The organism is Pseudoalteromonas sp. MEBiC 03607, from assembly GCF_004792295.1.
GTDB lineage: Bacteria > Pseudomonadota > Gammaproteobacteria > Enterobacterales > Alteromonadaceae > Pseudoalteromonas > Pseudoalteromonas lipolytica_C.
Map to the genome: position 1 here is coordinate 2,341,169 of NZ_SRRY01000001.1, position 20,635 is coordinate 2,361,803.

The 20,635-nt window shown below is 38.4% G+C and carries 22 protein-coding genes; 17 read left to right on the plus strand and 5 right to left on the minus strand.

All coding sequences use genetic code 11. The features are described from left to right. Window positions 1–153: 153 nt before the first annotated feature. A complete protein-coding gene (gene htpX, locus E5N72_RS10770; RefSeq protein WP_135924457.1) occupies window positions 154–1,014 on the plus strand; it encodes a protease HtpX in 861 nt (286 codons plus the stop codon). Between the two features lie 38 nt (window positions 1,015–1,052). On the opposite strand, the gene E5N72_RS10775 is transcribed toward htpX, so the two are convergent. After that, the gene (locus E5N72_RS10775; protein WP_063705116.1) at window positions 1,053–1,256 is read right to left on the minus strand and encodes a hypothetical protein; all 204 of its coding nucleotides are present in this window, start codon (window positions 1,254–1,256) and stop codon (window positions 1,053–1,055) included. A gap of 46 nt (window positions 1,257–1,302) precedes the next feature. Here E5N72_RS10775 and E5N72_RS10780 point away from each other — a divergent pair, with 46 nt between their 5' ends. From E5N72_RS10780 to E5N72_RS10795, 4 genes are all read left to right on the plus strand, one after another. After that, entirely contained in the window at window positions 1,303–1,815 is a 513-nt protein-coding gene (locus tag E5N72_RS10780; RefSeq protein ID WP_135924460.1) for a GNAT family N-acetyltransferase, read from the plus strand. A gap of 82 nt (window positions 1,816–1,897) precedes the next feature. After that, entirely contained in the window at window positions 1,898–2,329 is a 432-nt protein-coding gene (locus tag E5N72_RS10785) for a DUF3859 domain-containing protein (RefSeq protein WP_135924463.1), read from the plus strand. 21 nt (window positions 2,330–2,350) lie between these two features. Beyond that, on the plus strand, window positions 2,351–2,761 hold the full coding sequence (locus E5N72_RS10790; protein WP_135924466.1) for a GFA family protein: 411 nt from the start codon (window positions 2,351–2,353) through the stop codon (window positions 2,759–2,761). A 5-nt stretch (window positions 2,762–2,766) separates the two neighbouring features. Next, complete coding sequence (locus E5N72_RS10795) at window positions 2,767–3,078, plus strand: antibiotic biosynthesis monooxygenase (protein WP_205994306.1); 312 nt, start codon at window positions 2,767–2,769, stop codon at window positions 3,076–3,078. A gap of 197 nt (window positions 3,079–3,275) precedes the next feature. Here E5N72_RS10795 and E5N72_RS10800 read toward each other — a convergent pair whose 3' ends face one another. The 3 genes from E5N72_RS10800 to E5N72_RS10810 form a co-directional block, all read right to left on the minus strand. Then, a complete protein-coding gene (locus tag E5N72_RS10800) occupies window positions 3,276–3,473 on the minus strand; it encodes a hypothetical protein (RefSeq protein ID WP_135924471.1) in 198 nt (65 codons plus the stop codon). A 139-nt stretch (window positions 3,474–3,612) separates the two neighbouring features. Further along, window positions 3,613–4,824, minus strand: coding sequence for a porin (locus E5N72_RS10805; RefSeq protein WP_135924473.1), 1,212 nt, complete (start codon window positions 4,822–4,824; stop codon window positions 3,613–3,615). Between the two features lie 169 nt (window positions 4,825–4,993). Continuing rightward, complete coding sequence (locus tag E5N72_RS10810) at window positions 4,994–5,512, minus strand: TetR/AcrR family transcriptional regulator (protein WP_135924476.1); 519 nt, start codon at window positions 5,510–5,512, stop codon at window positions 4,994–4,996. Window positions 5,513–5,733: 221 nt separating this feature from the next. On the opposite strand from E5N72_RS10810, the gene E5N72_RS10815 reads away from it, so the two are divergent. The 12 genes from E5N72_RS10815 to E5N72_RS10875 all read left to right on the plus strand — a co-directional run bounded on the left by E5N72_RS10815 (window position 5,734) and on the right by E5N72_RS10875 (window position 19,402). Continuing rightward, complete coding sequence (locus tag E5N72_RS10815; RefSeq protein ID WP_135924478.1) at window positions 5,734–7,320, plus strand: ABC-F family ATPase; 1,587 nt, start codon at window positions 5,734–5,736, stop codon at window positions 7,318–7,320. 261 nt (window positions 7,321–7,581) lie between these two features. Further along, complete coding sequence (gene purE / locus E5N72_RS10820; RefSeq protein WP_054553887.1) at window positions 7,582–8,064, plus strand: 5-(carboxyamino)imidazole ribonucleotide mutase; 483 nt, start codon at window positions 7,582–7,584, stop codon at window positions 8,062–8,064. 1 nt (window position 8,065) lies between these two features. After that, on the plus strand, window positions 8,066–9,214 hold the full coding sequence (locus E5N72_RS10825; RefSeq protein ID WP_135924480.1) for a 5-(carboxyamino)imidazole ribonucleotide synthase: 1,149 nt from the start codon (window positions 8,066–8,068) through the stop codon (window positions 9,212–9,214). Window positions 9,215–9,367: 153 nt separating this feature from the next. Next, window positions 9,368–9,598 carry a DUF2798 domain-containing protein gene (locus E5N72_RS10830; protein ID WP_135924483.1) on the plus strand — a complete coding sequence of 77 codons (231 nt, stop codon included), beginning with the start codon at window positions 9,368–9,370 and terminating at the stop codon, window positions 9,596–9,598. Further along, on the plus strand, window positions 9,595–10,527 hold the full coding sequence (locus E5N72_RS10835) for a putative sulfate exporter family transporter (RefSeq protein ID WP_168246731.1): 933 nt from the start codon (window positions 9,595–9,597) through the stop codon (window positions 10,525–10,527). Before E5N72_RS10830 ends, E5N72_RS10835 begins: the two co-directional genes overlap by 4 nt. Further along, window positions 10,524–11,687 carry an endonuclease/exonuclease/phosphatase family protein gene (locus E5N72_RS10840; protein WP_135924489.1) on the plus strand — a complete coding sequence of 388 codons (1,164 nt, stop codon included), beginning with the start codon at window positions 10,524–10,526 and terminating at the stop codon, window positions 11,685–11,687. The genes E5N72_RS10835 and E5N72_RS10840 overlap by 4 nt, the downstream gene beginning before the upstream one ends. A gap of 105 nt (window positions 11,688–11,792) precedes the next feature. Continuing rightward, window positions 11,793–14,285 carry a prolyl oligopeptidase family serine peptidase gene (locus tag E5N72_RS10845; protein ID WP_135924491.1) on the plus strand — a complete coding sequence of 831 codons (2,493 nt, stop codon included), beginning with the start codon at window positions 11,793–11,795 and terminating at the stop codon, window positions 14,283–14,285. Between the two features lie 1,428 nt (window positions 14,286–15,713). Further along, window positions 15,714–16,208 (plus strand): hypothetical protein, encoded by a 495-nt coding sequence (locus tag E5N72_RS10850; RefSeq protein WP_135924494.1) that lies wholly within the window; start codon window positions 15,714–15,716, stop codon window positions 16,206–16,208. A 77-nt stretch (window positions 16,209–16,285) separates the two neighbouring features. After that, window positions 16,286–16,990: an RHS repeat-associated core domain-containing protein gene (locus tag E5N72_RS20810; RefSeq protein WP_135924497.1), complete on the plus strand. Its 705-nt coding sequence runs from the start codon at window positions 16,286–16,288 to the stop codon at window positions 16,988–16,990. Window positions 16,991–17,046: 56 nt separating this feature from the next. Beyond that, a complete protein-coding gene (locus tag E5N72_RS10860) occupies window positions 17,047–17,436 on the plus strand; it encodes a tlde1 domain-containing protein (RefSeq protein ID WP_135924499.1) in 390 nt (129 codons plus the stop codon). Window positions 17,437–17,446: 10 nt separating this feature from the next. Continuing rightward, window positions 17,447–17,866 (plus strand): hypothetical protein, encoded by a 420-nt coding sequence (locus E5N72_RS10865; protein WP_135924502.1) that lies wholly within the window; start codon window positions 17,447–17,449, stop codon window positions 17,864–17,866. Window positions 17,867–18,928: 1,062 nt separating this feature from the next. Beyond that, window positions 18,929–19,402, plus strand: a complete 474-nt coding sequence (locus tag E5N72_RS10875) for a DUF6714 family protein (RefSeq protein WP_135924504.1) — start codon at window positions 18,929–18,931, stop codon at window positions 19,400–19,402. A gap of 583 nt (window positions 19,403–19,985) precedes the next feature. Here the strand turns inward: E5N72_RS10875 and rrtA are convergent. Next, window positions 19,986–20,570, minus strand: a complete 585-nt coding sequence (gene rrtA, locus E5N72_RS10880; protein WP_135924506.1) for a rhombosortase — start codon at window positions 20,568–20,570, stop codon at window positions 19,986–19,988. Window positions 20,571–20,635: the final 65 nt, after the last annotated feature.

The window sequence follows — 20,635 nt, forward strand, 5'->3', positions numbered from 1 at the left end:
CATACTCTGTCACAATTGGTTGCAATTAGTTTCTTGCAACCAATTGCATAAGCCCTAAACTGAGTTGGTAGAACACCCAGATAATTTTATTAACTAACGATTTTTAACCATGTCGTTAGTTAATACAATTGGTATGTTTATTCTGAGGTTTTTATGAAGCGTGTATTTTTGTTTCTACTGACTAACTTAGCGGTAATGCTAGTGTTAGGTATTGTGTTGTCTATTGTGATGAGCGTACTGGGTATTAGCCATCGCAGTTTAGGCGGCATTTTAGTTATTTCGACCGTATTTGGTTTTGGTGGCTCGTTTATTTCGTTATTTATGTCGAAATGGATGGCAAAAAAATCAACCGGTGCACATGTTATTGAACAGCCTCGTTCTGAAACAGAGCAATGGTTAGTTTCGACGGTAGCAGCTCAAGCGAAAAAAGCAGGTATCGCGATGCCAGAAGTGGCTATTTACGATAGCCCTGAAATGAACGCATTTGCGACCGGCCCAAGTAAGAACAACTCGCTGGTGGCTGTGAGCACAGGTTTATTACATAACATGAATCAAGATCAAGCTGAGGCGGTATTGGCACATGAGGTGTCTCATATTGCAAATGGTGACATGGTTACGCTTACTCTTATTCAAGGTGTAGTGAATACCTTTGTTATCTTTATAGCGAAAGTATTAGCAGGTATTGTTGATAACTTCTTAAATAGTGATGAAGAAGAGGGTGGTAGTAGCTGGACTTACTTCTTATTCGATATGATTTTCCAAATGTTATTTGGTGTTCTAGCGAGTATGATAGTTGCTTACTATAGCCGTAAACGCGAGTTCTCTGCGGATGCTGGGGCAGCTAAGCTAGTAGGTGCAGATAAAATGCGAAGCGCCCTTGAGCGTTTAAAGCAAAACCACCCATCACAACTAGAAGGTTCAATGATGGCGTTTGGTATTGCAAGCGGTAAGGGTGTTGCTGAATTATTTTCATCGCACCCACCACTTGATGAGCGTATTAACGCATTACGTTAATTTTAAACACGAAAAAGCCAGCTTGATGCTGGCTTTTTTTATTGTTGGTTTTTCTCTCGCTCGAGCTGTTGCGGTAATAATACCTCAACAATTTCACGGGCTGGTAAGGTATACCTTACGCCATCGAACATCACAGAAGTATGCTCATCAATGCTGGTGATCCCTGTTAAAGTCCAGCCTTCGCCGCGCTCTTTACAATACACTGTAGTGGTAGGTTGAATTACTTTAAACTCTTTACTCATCGAACTTAACCTAATTGCTTGTATTTGCCCTTATAGTAAGACAATAATGTCAGCTCATAAAGAAAAAGAAGTAATTACCGTGTCAAGCCACAATGACTTAGCCTTTGACTTACGCCCAATTCGACACAAAGATTGCCAAGCAATTTGGGATATTTTAAAAGATCCTCATGTTCAATCTTTTAATGATTACAGCGCTGACATAACCAAAGGTGACGTTTACGACTTTATTCAAGGCGACATTGAGAGTTTTTATAATCAACAAGGTATTCGGTTGGTTATTGTTTTGCGAAGTACTGGCCAAGTTATTGGTAGTATTGGCATATTTAACATAATTAACGGGCAGGGTATTTTAGGATTTGAATTGTCGTCGCAATACTTTGGCAAGGGGATAATGCAAAAGGTATTAGCCATGTTATTTGAAAAATTAACAACCTTTGTGCCGGCCCCGCTAAACACTATTGTAGCTTTAGTTAACCCAAATAATAGTTCATGTATTAAGCTTTTAACAAAATGCGGCTTTCAACAGCATGATGCTCACTGGATAAAATACGTTACCTAATTACTATAATAGTACAATCTTGTTCTGCTAAGGTTGCTACTATAAAATAGCGCCTCATTTTTAAAAAGGAGCGCTTGCAACTATGGCAAAAGCCAAACCAATTACCAGTATTGAAAGTTACGGCATTTACAGTCATTGGGATGCAAAGGAGAAAGACCTACCTCAAATCACCGAATTTACAACAGACGTTCCTGCACAGTTAGATATTGAATTTGGCTTTATTGTTAACATTAAAAAGGCCAAAGGACAAAAAATTAAATTTTGCGTTTACCACCCAGATATCCCCGATGAGGATGGCGATATTATGCCGCCGTTTGAGGGTGAACAGTACGTTAAAACAAACGATTGGCAGTTTTACTTAGGTGATACTATATGGGCACCTGTTGATAATAAAGTAGGTATTTGGCGCATGACTATTGAGTTAAATGGCCATATAATTGCCGATAAATCCTTTAACTTATTAAAGGAAGCCGAAGGCACTGCCACTGATTTTTGGAAGCATCGCGGCTATTAAGCTTTAACCTTGTGAGGGACTATGTATAAAGGAAGTTGTTTGTGCGGCAAAGTAAAAGTAACGATTGTTGGTGGTATAGACTCAATTATTCATTGTCATTGCTCGTTGTGTCGTAAAAACTCTGGCACAGCTTACGCAACCAACGGCTTTATTCAACGAGATGGTTTTAACCTAACAGAAGGCAAGCAGCATCTAAGTGCGTTTGAATTTAAACCCGGTAGAATTCGCTATTTTTGTAGTAGCTGTGGCTCCCCAGTTTATAGCGAAAATAAAGATGACCCAAGCCGCTTACGTATTCGCCTAGGTTTATTAGATAGTGATATAAACGAACGTCCAATTAGTCACAATTTCGTGAGCTCTAAAGCAAACTGGGATACGTTTAACACAGAAATCCCATGCTATGACGGCTTTGAACCTAGTAGAGGGAAGTAATAGCCATGATAGCGAATACACCAAAACCGCCTTATTACGCCGTAATCTTTACGAATATCTTATCTGACGATACCGCTGGTTATAAAGAGGTGGCGAATAGAATGGTGGAGCTCGCAGAACAACAACCTGGGTATTTAGGCATGGAGTCTGCTCGTGATGGATTAGGTATTACTGTGTCGTATTGGCAAAGCTTAGAATCAATTAAAGCCTGGAAACAAAACGTAGAGCACTTAAATGCCCAGCAACTTGGTAAAGACAAATGGTACAGCGCCTTTACAACGCGTATTGCTAAAGTAGAACGTGATTATTCATTATGATAGTCATTAACAGTAAAAAGAACACATCATACAATTTTGGGCTTTATTTCAATCTCAGCATAGCTTGGAATTTGAGCTTTTTAATAGGCAGGGTAAGTGTGTAGGATCCAATAAGGAGCTCATGAAATAATTAGAAAAATCACATTATTTGGAAGTAAAGAGTCAAAAGGGTTTAAACGTTTGTTTCCTAAAAACACTCAATACTTGTTTAACTTAAGTGTGCTTAATGTAACTAGCATCACACCAATAGCAAAGCCCATTACTAAACCACCCGATAAATCGGAACTAACACCAAATACCGTATCCGATTCTCTGATATTTGTTAGCCAGTGAAAGAGCATGAACGAAACGCTAGATATTGATGAAAGTAGAATTAGCTTTACCTTGTTAGACACAACAACCTCAAATATTGACGTATTTTAGTTTTATGATTGTTAAGTAATAGCAGACGTTGATTGATATTGCGAACAATCTTGAAAGTGTGCAATTAGATTAGAAAAAAGCCCACAATAGTGGGCTTAGTGTTTATCCTAACTACAAAGTGTAATTAAAACCGATAGCTATACCATCATCTTCGGTTTGTGACATCTGTGCTTCTTGCTCAGCATCATTACTTGAAAAGTCACTAAAATCTTTACGTGCTTCGATGTATAAAATAGTGTCATCGCCCAAAAAGTAGTGCAAACCTAAAACAGCAAATTGTCGTTTAAACACATCATTAGGATCAGCATTAAAGTTTGGTTGAATCACGTAATCGTCACCAGCATCAAATATGTTGTAGGCTAAGAAAGTGCGGATATCGTTATCGAAACGGTAACTGACTAACGATTCAGAACCGACAGCTTCTTTAATTAACCGACCTAAATTATCAGTATCATGGTTTTCATTTTTATTTATATTCGCTGATGCATACCAACCAGGTTTATTAAAATCACCATAGGTCATACCCACACCATAAATTAGATCTGTTACTGATTGTTTTCGCCCGCCAGCATACAGAATCTCAAATTGGCCTCGGTTTACACCTGCGGTAAATTTAAGTTCATCAGTTGCATAATAGGAGAGGGAAGCACCATAAGTTGAATTAAACTCAACTTTCTGAGCAGCATTATTACCTTGATCCCATAATGCCTGACATGATGCACGCGAAATATCGGCGATATCGCAGGTATAAAAGTCATCTGATTTTAATTGCGTTTGCAATGCTATATGGAAATTTCCCCAGTTGTTACGATACTGCAGTACTTTATCGCCTCGACCAGTACCATTTACTGCTCCATCGTCTTTATTGTAGGTGTAGACCCCGGCAGCATTGCCATCCCATACTAGGCTGTAGTTTGTGTTATAAACCACGTCATACCAAGCACCCCATTGCTTACCTACAGTAATTCGTCCATATTTTTCGTGTATTACACCAACATAACCTAAACGGTTGTATAAAAACTCGTCTTGCACAGTTTCAAAGCGATTATTGTAAACAATGTCACTATTACCTACAGGGTTTACTCCCCACTCTAGGAATGCCAAGGCTTGCCATTCATTTTTTAGCTGGCGTTTAAAATCCAAATTTATACGGGATACACCATTTACAATTTCAGTCTCACCTTGAGTGCTGATCACTCTGGCATCAATAAAGCCACCAACAGTGACACTGTTTTTATCATCTTTGTATATCTCAATAGCATGACTGTTAATTGTGACTATGCTCATACTTGCGATTAATGTTGCTATGTAAGTTCTTTTCATAGAAATCCTTGTTTATACATCGTCCCTAATAAGTGTTATTTTGCAAAAGTAGGAGATTATCAGAGCTAAAATAGGGTAAAAAGTGAAAAAAATCAACAAAGATATAGGTTTTGAGGAATATTTATTCATTTTGAGTTCACTATACTGAATTATCAATAAGTTAGTGTATCTAAAAAATGGACACCTTTTGACTTAATGTTTTTAGCATATCTTTTGTATTGGGTTTGTCTGAGCATAAACCGTGCAATAAGGTCATAAAATAGCAGTCTAGTAGAATGGCCGCTTTAACTTTATTAAAATGCGGTTGATCGGCAAAGATTAATGATTCCATCAATCTTATGTGCTGCTTCTGAAACGACTCACTAAACAAACGATCGCTGAAAAGAGGTTTGTAAAAATGATGGTGTGTACAATAGAATTGATAAAAATACTGTGCATAGTGGCTTATTTTTAAACGGGCAGGGCGGTGGATGTCTGTTTCTTTAGCATGCTCCAACACTTCTGCAAATCTGTTTTCTAAGCAGCCCTCTAAGATAGCAACTTTATCTGGAAAATAATTAAATAAAGTACCCACAGCAATATTACTGGCCGCCGAAATTTGTCTAGTAGAGGTGTCAGAAAACCCTTCTTTTTCGAATAATGACCAAGCAGCATCTAAAATTCGCTGTTCTGTGTTATTATTTCTCATGCTAACAAACTCCTTGTTTTATAATGATTATTTGAAAGTTGAGCGCGCTCACATTCGTTTGTGAGCGTGCTCATTTTATGTGCGGTTCAGCATAGGTGCTGTATGTCATTTTGTAAAACAACTGAGTTGATTTATTTAAACTATCATGGCGTGCAAAGCGGCTTTAGTTTAAAATTGCACGCAGATTTGTTTTTACTTTTTACCCGCTGGAGGGTACCGCTATCATTAGTACAGCTAATATCACCATGCAATTTGGTGCTAAACCTTTATTCGAAAATATTTCAGCAAAATTTGGCGATGGAAACCGTTATGGTTTAATCGGTGCGAATGGCTGTGGTAAATCAACCTTCATGAAAATCCTAAGTGGTGAACTTGAGCCATCTTCAGGTAATGTCAGTACAGATCCAAACGAGCGTATTGCTAAACTTAATCAAGATCAGTTTGCTTATGAAGAGTTTTCTGTGATCGATACAGTTATCATGGGTCATAAAGAGCTGTGGGAAGTAAAAAAAGAACGTGATCGTATTTATAGCTTACCAGAAATGAGCGAAGAAGACGGTATGCGAGTAGCTGATCTTGAAACTGAGTTTGCAGAGATGGATGGTTACTCAGCAGAAGCTAAAGCCGGTGAGCTACTGATTGGTGTAGGCATCGGTACAGAGCAACACTACGGTCCTATGTCTGAAATCGCACCGGGTTTTAAACTGCGTGTGTTACTTGCACAAGTGCTGTTTTCTGATCCAGATATCATGCTACTTGATGAGCCTACCAATAACTTGGATATTTACACCATCAAGTGGTTAGAAGACGTGTTAAACCAACGCGACTGCACCATGATCATCATTTCGCACGACCGTCACTTTTTAAACTCAGTATGTACGCACATGGCTGACATCGATTATGGCGAGCTTCGTATTTACCCAGGTAATTACGATGAATATATGTTTGCTGCAACACAAGCCCGCGAGCGTTTACTGAGCGAAAATGCGAAGAAGAAAAGCCAAATTGCAGAACTACAGCAGTTCGTATCTCGCTTCTCTGCAAATGCTTCAAAAGCAAAACAAGCAACATCACGTGCTAAACAAATCGATAAAATTCAGCTTGAAGAAGTTAAAGCGTCTTCTCGTCAAAGCCCATTTATTCGTTTTGAACAAGAAAAGCAGTTATTCCGTAATGCCTTAGAGCTAACTAACTTAGCGCAAGGTTTTGATGACATGCTTTTCAGTGGCCTTGAAGGTTTAGTTGAAGTAGGTGAGCGTATTGCGATTATCGGTGAGAACGGTGTTGGTAAAACAACATTATTAAATACCCTTGCAGGTCGCTTAGCACCAAAACAAGGTGAATTTAAATGGTCTGATAATGCTAATATTGGTTATTACGCGCAAGATCATGCTGATGAGTTCGAACAAGACATGAATTTATTCCAGTGGATGGAACAATGGCAACAAGAAGGCGACGACGAGCAAGTTGTTCGTAGTTTCTTAGGTCGTATGCTGTTTTCACAAAACGACATTAAAAAGTCAGTAAAAGTGATTTCAGGTGGTGAGCAAGGCCGTATGTTGTTTGGTAAAATTATGATGCATAAACCAAACATCTTATTAATGGATGAGCCAACCAACCACATGGATATGGAATCTATCGAAGCGCTTAACTTAGCACTTGAAGCATACGAAGGAACTTTATTATTCGTATCACACGATAGACAATTCGTATCATCACTTGCTAACCGCATTTGGGAAATCAAAGACGGCAAAGTTATCGACTTTAAAGGTACATACACTGAGTACCTAGCAAGTAAAGAAGCTTAATTAGCTGATGAGTGATTAAAAGCCATGCATGTCATGGCTTTTTTGTGCTTCTAGAGTCGCATCTTGAGATGGTTTAAAGCGATTAATACTGCGTTTTTGATTTTAACAATAGAGCCACTATTATTTGCAATCAATGCCTTGCCTAAATCGCTTTTAATTCCAACTGAAACTCGCATCTTGATGTGGTTTGGGTATATAATACCCGCCACAAAATAAGGACAAAAGTCCGCTTTTTAGAAAACAATTTACTGAGGTGTATTTATGACTGTTGGCATTATTATGGGTTCCAAATCAGACTGGCCAACGATGGAACATGCGGCGTTAATGCTAGAAAAATTCGGCATTGAATACGAAACTAAAGTTGTTTCTGCTCACCGTACCCCTCAATTACTTGCTGACTATGCAAGCTCAGCTGCAGATCGCGGCATTAAAATTATTATCGCAGGTGCCGGTGGTGCTGCGCACTTACCAGGTATGGCAGCGGCCTTTACATCACTACCAGTTTTAGGTGTACCCGTTAAATCTAAAACTCTTAATGGTGTAGATTCGTTATTATCTATTTGCCAAATGCCTAAAGGTGTTGCGGTAGGTACTCTTGCTATTGGTGAAGCGGGCGCAGCAAATGCAGGTCTTTTAGCTGCACAAATTTTAGGTTGCCAACAGCCAGAAATTTTCGCAAAAGTTGAAGCATTCCGTAAAGAACAAACAGACACTATCTTAGCTAACCCTAATCCTGCAGAGTAATATGAATATTCTAATTTTAGGTGCGGGTCAGTTAGCTCGAATGATGAGCTTAGCGGGCGCACCCCTTGATTTAAATGTTGTTGCCTACGATGTGGGTAGTGAAAAAATCATTCACCCATTAACCGGTGAAGTTCATAACAGTACATTACAACAAGCTATTAATAGCGCAGACGCAATTACAGCAGAGTTTGAACACATTCCTGATTATGTACTAACACTGTGCTGTCAAAGCAACAAGTTTTACCCGGGTAAAGCGGCGATTAAAACAGGTGGCGATCGTGCACTTGAAAAAGCATTACTTGATAAAACAAATGTTGAGTGCGCGCCTTATCAGCTAATTACCGAAAAAGCACACCTTATTGCTGCGGTAGAGCGTTTAGGTAAGCCACTTGTGATCAAAACTTGCCAAGCGGGTTACGACGGTAAAGGCCAGTGGCGCTTAAAATCAGATGATCAAATTGACCAAATTTGGTCAGAAATGGCAGATTTCATTGCATCTGGTACCGACAGTGCACCGCATTCTATTATTGCTGAGAAGATGATCCCATTTGACCGCGAAGTATCTATCATCGGTGCACGCGACAAAGCAGGTAACACAGTAATTTACCCATTAACTGAAAACCAACACACTAACGGTGTGCTTACACTTTCAGTTGCAGGTAAAGAAAAAGCTGCAATTCAAGAACAAGCTGAGCTTGCATTTAACAAGCTAGCAAAAGAACTTGATTATGTGGGTGTATTAGCAATTGAGTTTTTTGATGTTCAAGGTACGTTATTAGTAAACGAAATTGCGCCGCGAGTTCATAACTCTGGTCACTGGACACAGCAGGGCACGCATTGCTCTCAGTTCGAAAACCACATGCGCGCTGTTGCAGGTTTACCATTAGGCAGTACAGAATTGCTTCGACCTACTGCTATGATCAACGTGTTAGGACAGCCTTCAATTCCACACTCAGTACTTGCTACTCAAGATGTTACAAGCCACTGGTATGGTAAAACGGCTAAACCAGGCCGTAAAATGGGACATATCAACGTATCTGCTAATAATCTTCACCAATTAGGTGAGCGATTAGCAGCACTTGCTGAAATATTGCCAGAGCATGATTACCCAGGTGTAGCTGCTACCAGCACCCAACTTATTTTAAACTAATCAGTTTAAATTCTTAAAAGCCGAGTTTATCTCGGCTTTTTAATTTTTGGCCTTACGCGCAAACTTCGCTAATTTTGTACCTCTTGTCTCAAAGCACTTGCGTCAGGTTTTTCTTCCTATAGACTAATATTTTTATATTAATATTAGCTTGTTATGTTACATCCTCGATTTAGAACAGTCGTGTTTGCCTTTTTTATGGCGCTGTTTATGTCTGGATTTATGTCTTTAGTGATCAGCATTTTTAACGTTGGTTTAATCGATAACATTACAACCATTTGGCTTAAAGCGTGGGCTTTTGCTTTTTGTGTGGCATTTCCTACCGTTATTGTTGTCGCACCTCTGGTACATAAATTAACCAACAAACTAATCAGAGTGCCGTTGTGATAGCTGAACGCCCAAAACAATTACTTTTTATTACGCTTTTTTTAGCATCTGCTTTGCCATTTGTTGGTTCTGCTACGGCACTTATAGTCGGTGCACTATTTGCTATGACTTTAGGCAATCCATTTGCAGCTCAGTCACAAAAATTTAGTAAATGGATGCTAAAGTTAGCGGTTATTGGCTTAGGCTTTGCTGTTGATTTTAATCAAGTAATAGAAGTAGGGCGCAGCTCTATTGTGCTTACAATTGTCAGTATTACCGCGATTATTGGTCTTGGCGAAATTTTATCTCAGTTATTTAAGTTAAATAAAAACACCGGTGTACTTATCTCATTTGGTACAGCAATTTGTGGTGGCAGCGCAATTGCAGCTATGGCCCCGGTGATTAAAGCCAAAGATCACGAAGTGGCGATATCACTCGCTGTGGTATTTTTATTAAACGCCCTTGGCTTAGTGTTGTTCCCGATGATTGGCCATTATTTTGGCCTAACTGAACAGCAATTTGGTGTTTGGGCGGCACTTGCGATTCACGATACCAGTAGTGTAGTGGGGGCTTCCGCTGCTTATGGCGCATCAGCACTTGCTATTGCAACAACCATTAAACTAACCAGAGCAATGTGGATCATACCTTATACAAGCATCGCGGGTGTTTTTTGGAAATCAGATGAAAAAGCCAGTATCCCATTGTTTATATTTGGTTTTTTAGCAGCTGCACTGATTAATTCAAGCTTTCCTGAGTATCAAACACTTTGGCATGCACTCAATGTTGGTGCTAAACAAATTTTGGTAATGACCTTATTTTTGATTGGTAGTGGCTTATCTATTTCAGTCTTAAAACAAGCAGGCATTAAACCTTTTATCATGGCGATGATCTTATGGATCATTGTCAGCAGTATTATTTTACTACTTATAGTAGACGGATTTATTTCATGAAAAACGCTTTATTAACTTCCTCTTTAGCCCTGGCTGTAGGTGTATTTGCTAACAATGCAGTGGCTGCAGATTTACGTGTTGCTACCTTTAACGTGAGTATGGATGCAACCAACTATGCTAAAAAAGGCGAAGCTATTGATAAAGATGCTTTAAGCAAAGCATTAGCGAGCAACCACCAGCAAATTCGCAACATTGCCGAAATAATTCAGCGAGTAAGACCTGATGTTATTTTACTCAATGAGTTTGACTATATTGATGCTGATAAAGGCATTAACGTATTTCGTAAAAACTACCTGCAGGTATCGCAAAATAAGCAGGTTGCCATCGATTACCCATACTACTTTATCGCACCAGTCAACACCGGTTTACCTACCGAATTTGACTTAGATAACGATGGTGTAAAGGGGCATTACAAAGGTGACGCACACGGCTTTGGCTTCTTTGAAGGGCATTATGCAATGGCTGTACTTTCTCGCTACCCAATTGATTTAGATAAAGCGCGAACATTACAAACATTCAAATACAAAGATATGCCAAATGCACAAATGCCTATCGACCCCAAAACAGGTAATGATTGGTATTCTACTGAAGAATGGCAAGCGATTCACCTAAGCTCTAAATCATTTTGGGACTTACCGATTGATATAAAAGGCAAAACAGTTCATTTACTTGCGTCGCACCCTACGCCGCCGGTATTCGATGGCCCAGAAGACCGCAACGGTAAGCGTAACCACGATGAAGTGCGCTTAATTGCTGATTACATCAATAATGCTAACTACATTTACGATGATAAAGGCCAAAAAGGAGGCTTAAAAGCGAACAGCCGCTTTGTAATTGTTGGTGATTTAAATGCTGCGCCAGAAGGGGGCAAGGCACGTCCAAATACTACAGACCAGATTTTAAAAAACCCATTAGTGAATACCTCTTTTACGCCAACAAGCAAAGGCGCTAAAGAATTGTATAAAGAAGATTATGCTAAAAACTATACCGCTTATTGGCAAGCCAGAGCCGATTACGTACTGCCATCTAATTATGGTATTGAAATAAATGACGGCGGAGTATTTTGGCCAACAGAAAACTCTGAGTTATTCAGATTAATTGAGGATCGCAATGCCTCTTCTGATCATCGTATGGTATGGCTTGATATCACATTGAAATAAGCTGTTATTAAACGGAAAAGTTTGGCTGTTTATCCTATAAAAATTGCTATTTCATCAGTGCTTCTGCTTAAATAAGGCGAATTATAATTACCCTAAAGAAGCACTATGAATTTCAAAACCACTGCTAATAAAACGTTAGTGGCTCTCGCAGTCGCATCTAGCTTTATGCTAGCTGGTTGTCAATCAACCGCCTCAACGCCTTCTGAAGAACAAGTTACCAATGTAGCACCCGTTGTTGTTACTCCCGCTGACACAGGTTCCGCTGAAATCACGTTAGAGCAAGCAATGGCTCACCCTGATTGGTTAGGCCGTCAGCCTGAGCGTGCTTTCTGGAACGGTGATTCTAACAGCATCGTTTATGCACAAAAGCAACAGGGCAATGAGTTACGTGATTTATACGTTCAAGCAATTAACAGCCAATCTGCATCACAATTAGCGTTAAATAAACTACACACTGTAGGCGCTAAAAATGCTGTTTATTCAGCAGATAAAAAGCAACAGGCTTATTCATTTGAAGGTAATATCTTCGTTAAAAACTTAAGCACTGGCCAAATTACTCAAATTACTCACGATAGCGCACAGCAATCAAAACCACAGTTTTTAACTGATGGTAGCCTTGCTTTTCGTCAAGGTAATGCATTTTATAAAGTTGATTTAGCAACGGGTCGTCAAGTTGAATTAGTAAACTTACACCTAGACGATGCACCTAAAGGTGTACAAGAGCCTGACACTTACATTGCAAAAGAACAGCACAAACTAATTGATTACATTGCGCTGACTCACAAAAACAAAAAAGATCGTGAAGAGCGTAAAGCACAAATCAACGAACAAAACGACAGCATTGCTAACGCGCAGTTTTACTTAGGTAAAGGCAAACGTTTAGCAGATGTTCAGCTTTCACCAAATGGCCAAGCACTCGTTGCAGTAACCACTGAGAACCGTTCATGGCGTGACGAAGGCGATATCATGCCTAATTACATTGCCGATGATGCACGTGTAAAGGCTGAGAAAGTACGTCGTCGTGTTGCTGATGAAAAACCAATCAGCTCAGATGTTATCTACATCGACCTTAAATCAGGCGAGCAAACAACCCTTGCATTCGATACCTTACCTGGCTTTGATGAAGACGTACTTGCAGCTGTTAAAAAAGAAAACTACGCCCGTGAAGGCAAAACCTACAAGTCTGAAAAAGCACCACGCGCCATCAATCTAATGATGGATTGGGGTTGGGACCAAAGTGCAATCCAATGGAACACAGATGGTTCACAAGTGGCACTTATGCTTGAAGCATGGGACAACAAAGATCGTTGGTTAGCCACTGTTGATACACAAAACAACAAACTTGTTTCACAGCACCGTCTGCATGACGATGCATGGGTTAACTATGCATACAACGATTTTGGTTGGTTAAACAATTCAGATACGCTTTACTACTTATCTGAAGAGTCTGGTTACAGCCACATTTACAAAAAGCCACTTAACGGTAAGGCGACACAGCTAACTAAAGGCCAATTTGTTGTTTCAAACTTAACGTTAACAGCTGATAACTCAGCGATTTACTACAAAGCTAACGTTGAGCATCCAGGTCTTTACGAAATCTATCGTGTAAACCCTGCAAACGGTGAATCTGAGCAAGTAACCAACCTTGATGGTATGACTGATTACCAGTTAAGCCCAGATGAAAGCAAACTACTGCTAACTCATTCAAAAATTATGTCACCGCCTGAGCTTTACGTTGCTGATGCAAAAGCAAATACCCAAGCAACGCAGTTAACGCACACGGTATCTGATGAGTTTTTAGCGAAGAAACTAATCGCACCTAAGATTGTTGCTGTGCCTTCAAGCCACACTGATCAGCCAATTTACGCAAAAGTATATTACCCAGCTGATTATAAAGAAGGCGAAACAGGTAAAAACCGTAAAGCGGTTATCTTTAACCACGGTGCTGGTTACCTACAAAACTCACACATGGGTTGGTCTGGTTACTTCCGTGAGTTTATGTTCCACTCACTACTTGCTTCAGAAGGCTACGTAGTAATGGACATGGACTACCGTGCATCGAAAGGTTACGGCCGTGATTGGCGTACAGCTATTTACCGTCAAATGGGTACACCTGAGATCCAAGATTTAGCAGACGGCGTAAGCTGGATGGCAGATAACGCAAACGTTGATACACAAGCTCTAGGCACCTATGGTGGCTCTTACGGTGGTTTCATGACGTTTATGGCGTTATTCACACAACCTGATTTATTCAAAGCAGGTGCTGCACTTCGTCCGGTAACTGATTGGGCTCACTACAATGGTCCTTATACGTCGAATATCTTAAATCATCCAGATGTTGACCCAATTGCCTATGAAAAGAGCTCACCAATTTACTTTGCTGAAGGTCTTAAGAGCCATTTATTAATTAATGCGCCTATGGTTGATGATAATGTATTCTTCCAAGATTCAGTTCGCTTAGTACAGCGCTTAATTGAACTTGAAAAAGAAAACTTTGAAACAGCGATCTTCCCAGTTGAGCCGCATGGTTTTGTACAACCATCAAGCTGGTTAGATGAATACCGTCGTATTTATAAGTTGTTTAAAGAAACGCTTTAACTTTCAGAACAATTTAGCACTGACTAATAAGCAGCCTTGATATTCAGGGTTGCTTTTTTGTTTGAATAGCAATTGATATTTACCATTAGATATAAGTATTTAACTTGTTTTTACCATAAAAAATATCTTAATGTTTATCGCTAATTAAATCCCGTAATCTACCACTTACTAAATTATGCTGCTCTTTGTAGTTCATCGAATATCACAAATACTTTTAGAAATGAGGTACAGTGATCATTAATATGACAACATAAATGTGCACACGCCCTTTGAATGGAATAAGTTTAGAGATATACCAATAAAACTTTACCTTTAGTAAATCCGTGTTGGTTTAAGTAAAAATAAGCTTTGTTCAAGTAATACGCCTACAAGTGCTCTTGATAACACTTATCCTTTTGGTAAAGGTAGTTTAGGTCACGCAACAACTAAAGCTGACACTGACATTATGACTCAAAACAATGTGATGAAATTAGAAAAGATGATACTTATGTCGAAAGTTGCATTAACGCTGAGTTTAAATCGATATGTCCAAATGGTACCGATTGTCACGAGTACAGTGATAGTTTAGCTAATAAATGTTTAAGATTATGTCAGGTGAAATAGTATGAATCTAAAAAAAATCCAGATATTGAAACTAGTATGGATAACCTGTTTTACTTGAGTCATTCTTTCTGTTTTAGAATCTGTTCAATATGTCAGCCAAACTCACGAGTTAGGTGTGTTCATACTAGTTTTACTGGGACTTTTAAGTTTTCCATTAGGTCCGTTTTTATTGTATCTAGTTACAGCTTTACTAACTATAGATTATCAAAGCAGCTTTGGTTTAGAAGTGTTTGTTATTAGTATCTGTTGCTTTATCGGTGGATATTTTCAGTGGTTTATAATTTTACCTAAGATTATTAATAAATATTGGAATTAGCTATTAATTTAAAGCCTCACAAACCGAGGCTTTTGCTAGAAATATACAAATTGAAATAGGATGAAGCTAGTCTATAACTATCTAAGTTCTAACTTGACAGATCTAAACCAATTTAGTGTACAACTAATTTAGGGATTACGCTCCTGAATTAGGACGCTATATTTAGTCTGCCCCAATTTGTTTAGCGAAAATATGTACGCGACCATTAAATGGACTAGGAAAGTTTAGAACTAATGGTGCATCTAATATGAATTTAGGTGTTTTCCACGAACAAATTTTGTATAAGGATGGTACAAATAGTGGCTTTTCTTATGCAGATCCTGATACGAGTGGATATTCATGCAAGGATAAAGAATACGATGATGCATTAATGAGAAAGCAGAGGAACGAGCAAAAATCTCATTTGATATGAAAAACTATAATGTGATAACTAACAACTGTCAGGACTATGTTGATGAGGTTATTAACCAATATTATAACGTATTAGCAGACCTAAATAGGCATGAACGATGAGATTCAAGTGGGTTTTATTAATATTGATTTTTGTTCTAGTTCTTATGCCACCATTAAATATTTATGCTAAGTGGCATTTAAAAACATTCTCAGGTGGATTTATTTATACGCTTTTAAATTTGACTTATGTTCCCGATGATTATTATCAGCAAGTAGGAGGAATTTGGGTTGATACAGGCAAAAGTAGAAGTGACAACATACACTTAGAACATCGATATAGAGGGAAATACGGAGTATATGTTATCGGTGAAACTGTTCAAAATAAAAACCACAATGTGTCAGCAATAATGAATTGTGCAGACAAAACTATAGAGTTAGAGTCTGGCTTTAGTAAAATCACTGATTTTAATAGGAAAACCGCAACTTCACTCTTAATTGGTATGTATGATGTAGAAAGTGACTTTCCTCACGAAGTAAGCTGCTCTATATCAATTGACGAAAAAACAAAAGGACAGTTTTTTATATTCGTTAAGAAATTTAGACATTATTAGCAAAGCCTAAATTTTTGAATCCAAAGTCGCGCTAGACGGGATTTTGTTTTACATCAAATCAAAATAGGCAGCGTTGGGTGTATGGAAGGGGGTACTTAGAGGTATCTACAGGGCAATGTTTTGAAATTGCAAATACATTAACCGGTAATGTTAATGTAAGAGCAAGTGACAGCAAATACTCTGAAAAAAGAGGTACAGCGCCAGAGGGCTCTTTGTGGGTGTTAGACAGTATCCACGGTAGTTGGCTTAGTTTCTGGTATGACGCTGAATTAAGTTTTGTTCATAGCAATTATACTGTTGTGGATGAAATAAATAATCGCCATGAACGTTACTATCAATATGATTCGTCAGGTATGCTGGTTGCTGAATTGGATGGCAATGGTGAAACTCTGGTAGAGTATATTTACTTAAATAGTCAACGTATCGCATTTGTCATAGCAAATGAAATTTATTTTATACATACAAATCATTTAGATGCACCCATTGCAATAACAAATAGCGCTGCAGAAGCTGTTTGGAGTGGTTACTACACACCTTTTGGTAAATTAATTGAGACTACAAATGAGCTAACAGGCGCAATGGGATTACGCTTTCCAGGCCAATATGCCGATTCTGAAACTGGTTTATACTACAACTACTTTAGGGATTACGATCCTGAATTGGGACGCTACATTCAGTCAGATCCGATTGGTTTAGCGGGTGGGATTAATACGTATGGGTATGTGCTTCAAAACCCAGTTTCATATACTGATAGACTTGGCTTACTAGTTATATTGTACTAGATACTGGTACAAATACATTAACCGCTGTAGACAGAGATACAGGCCAATCTTTAAGTATGCAAGCGTTTACGGGTGGTCAAGTATTAGGTGATGGAACAATAGAACAGCCAAATACCAGCCCTTATTTAGCAGCGCCTAAGGGGACGTATTTAATTACGGATAATCCAAATTTTAGACCTGAATACCCTGACTGGTATGGCCTACTCAAAAATGATAGCAGAATTGATGATTATTTCGATGACAACGGTAATGACAGAAGCGGTGCTAGGTTACATTATGGTTCTACTAGCTATGGATGTGCAACTGTCACTTCGAAAGATCAGTGGTCGAAATTAGATAAACTATTGAATGGCACAAAAACGCAGCAAACTCAGTTTATAAAAGGGCCTCATTTTTGGAACCCAACAGGGAATATCACGCAATACGGAACCCTAACGGTTAAATAGTATGAGTATTATGAAAAAAATAGTGTTATTAGCACTTTCAATTATCTTATTAGTTGGAACCATAGCCTATTGGCATTTGAATAATCTTGTCGCGCCTTATGCTAAGGGAGTTCATCAAAGTATCAAAGTCACATATATTGCAATGTATCGCAGCAACTTCACGGGCGCTTATTGGGAGACCGAAATGCTGGTTGAGTATAAGAGGCATGTTAAAAATAAATCTACTGTCGAAAGGCTTGATTATTTTTTAGCTGTTCTCGTTAGAGAAGATCTTGATATGTCTAGAGCAACATTATTCGTTGATATGGTTGGTGATGATTCAAGTGATTTTGGAATATTACTTCGTGATATCAAATCTCACCCTGCATATCGCTCTTTTAATGCTAAAAGTATAGAGAGAATAGATGTGTGGAAAAATAATTTTAAATGATATTTGAATTCAAAGCCTCAGCTACAGAGGCTTTCATTTAGAAAGTGTTATCGATAAAGCTGGATTCAATGGGGCATTAATGAGTAACATTAAGTATTTATAAGTTGCCAAGAGCTTCAGGCTAAAGAGTGGCTCTGGTAAGGCATTTGATTACTATTTCCAAGCAGTGGAGAGCCAAGAAAGTTTAGAATTTTATAATTATATAATTATATCAATTTTCTGTTTTGGCTTTTTTATTTCAAGATTATGGCTTTTCAAACTTCAAAAAAATTTCAAAAGTACAAGTTGATTTAGCACGGTCATATATGAATAAATCACTTGATTTATGTGAAGAATAGTTTGGTGCATCTCCTGTTATTAATTTTTGGAAAAAGTACTACTCCATGATCATACTAGGTGAAGACATTTGTAAGAGTGAAGTGCTGTTTTTTCAATTCAGGCGTTAAAGATGCAGCTTTTTGAATGACTTCTACTCCAGAAAAGAAAATTGCCATAGAATCAATTCGCACTAATATTGTAAACCCCAGACATTTAAAGAGAGGTACATAGTATCAATGCTTTAAAAGTGACTATATTAGAGCAATTGTTAACATTAAAGGTTCAGCTTCAAGTAAGGCTTATTGGATTTGATAAAATAAGTGGATTGATAGTCGTCTTCTAGAATGCGGTGAAAATGATCCATAACTAATAATCTTGGCAAACGCGAGCATAGCAAAGGTTTGGAAATGAGGAGAAAGTTGTGAAGTTGATAATGCGGGTCTGAAAATAAGCCCTGCGGCAAATAACATTGAACCTCCCGGTCAATGCTCCCCATCTGAACAGCAAAAACTACAGCAAAACGTAAACCAAGAATGCAAACGACCAAGAAGATGTTCCCAATCCATGTCTAGAGGCGATTTATTCCTTCGGGAGGTCGCCAACCAGAGGTGTGCAATAGCGAGAGACACAATAAATAAAAAGTGTTTCATGGGAGGAGGTGCAAATCAAAGAAGCCAAGCTATTGATGCTTGGAAAAGTATGGTAAATGTCAATCATTACAAAAATAAATGAGAAGTTAGTTCAATGAATAAATTAGCGCTATTAGATAGTTTGTCATATGCATTTGGCAGTACAAAGCAACCCAATTGCCCCTTAATAGATAGGCCTAATTTAGATTGGGAAGACAAAGAGGTTATAAGAATTTTGAGTGGTAAATCTTGGGAAGACTTTGGAATAGATGTGATCAAATGTTGTCAAGTAGATTTGACAGCAATAGTCTACCGACTAGCTCCAGCTTATTTCGTTTATTATTTACCTTCATTCATGACTCTTTGTTTATCTAATTTTGATGAGATTGATGTTTTATCAGATTCCATCTTTTCTGTCTTGAGCCTCAATATACAAGGTGGCTCAGAGTATGAGTCTTTATTTGTAAAGTTATCTTTGAATCAAAAAAATACTATACGTTCATTCATAAAGTATTTTCTACATGAGTCTCAATTTGACCTAGAGAAAGAAGCTAAGGTAGCTGATTTAGTTTGGGAACGATTGAGTTGATTTTGAATCCAAAGCCTCGTTAGCCGGGGCTTTGTAATATCTGATATAGAAGATAAATCATAACCAATTTTTTATGAAACATATTAAATAGCAAAATAATAACCAGATAAAATTAGCAGAAACTTTAAGATAGTTTGAAGTAAGCGACATTATTTTCACTGCTGATATGATGGTTGGACAAACAATATATAGCAAAAACTCGATTAATAAATGTATTAATGAAAAGCTTTTAGATAAGTATGTTTTTCACGCTGGTTCCCGCAACAAATATAGGTGTGAAGGAGTTAGTGCACTTTCAAATGAAGCGTTTCAGGCTATTATGAGCTAGTCATCAAAAGCTGAGAAAATGCTACTTGAAGAACAATTCTACGAAAAATTGGTAGGTCGAAGTCTTGATGCGTTTACGTTAGCGTGGGAGTTTATAATAGCCCAAGTATGAAAAACAGAGTTGAAGCTTTCACGATAATGATGTTTAGTGCTTGGGAGTTGGTACTGAAGGCACTGGTATTAAAAGTCCATGGGTATGAACAGTACGCAGGGTTAACTGTTTAAACAATGATCGGCCCTTAAATCGCGAGTAAGGTTACTCGCGATTTTTTATTATTTTTATAAAGACAGGCAAAGCGAGTAGAGTGCCACCAATCGCGCCGCTAAGGTGGGCGTCAATGGCAACATTAGAGGCGATTAGCTGACTCACCGATTCACTCGGGCCGGCAATTTGCTCCCAAATCACTTTAGCCCACGTACCAGCAAACAATAACCAGCCTGAAAACATGCCTGCTTGTACATCTTTTACTGCTCCCCAAATAATCACACCATGCAGTAGGGCACTTAATCCGGTGTAAATATGGATATCTGGGCAAAATAGCCACACACCTAACCCACACCATAATGCAAGAATGGCAATATTAAACGCATAGCGAGCAGGGCTTGTATGCTCAGCGTGTAGAGCCCAAATTAATAAAATTCCGGCACAATTTAAGCCTAAATGAGGCCAATTGGCGTGTACGAATTGACTGGTGAAAATACGCCAAAACTCACCATTTGCAACTAACTCACGGTTAAATTCAAGATATTCATTTAAGTTGAAAAGTGCAAACAAAGAACTTAGTAGTACTAAACACAAAGGAGGCAGAATATATTCTAGTTTCAGGGGCAGGTTTATCATGTTATTTTTGTTGTATCTGAGATTGTCGCCTATTGTGCACGTTTAATTTTAAGATGCCAAATACA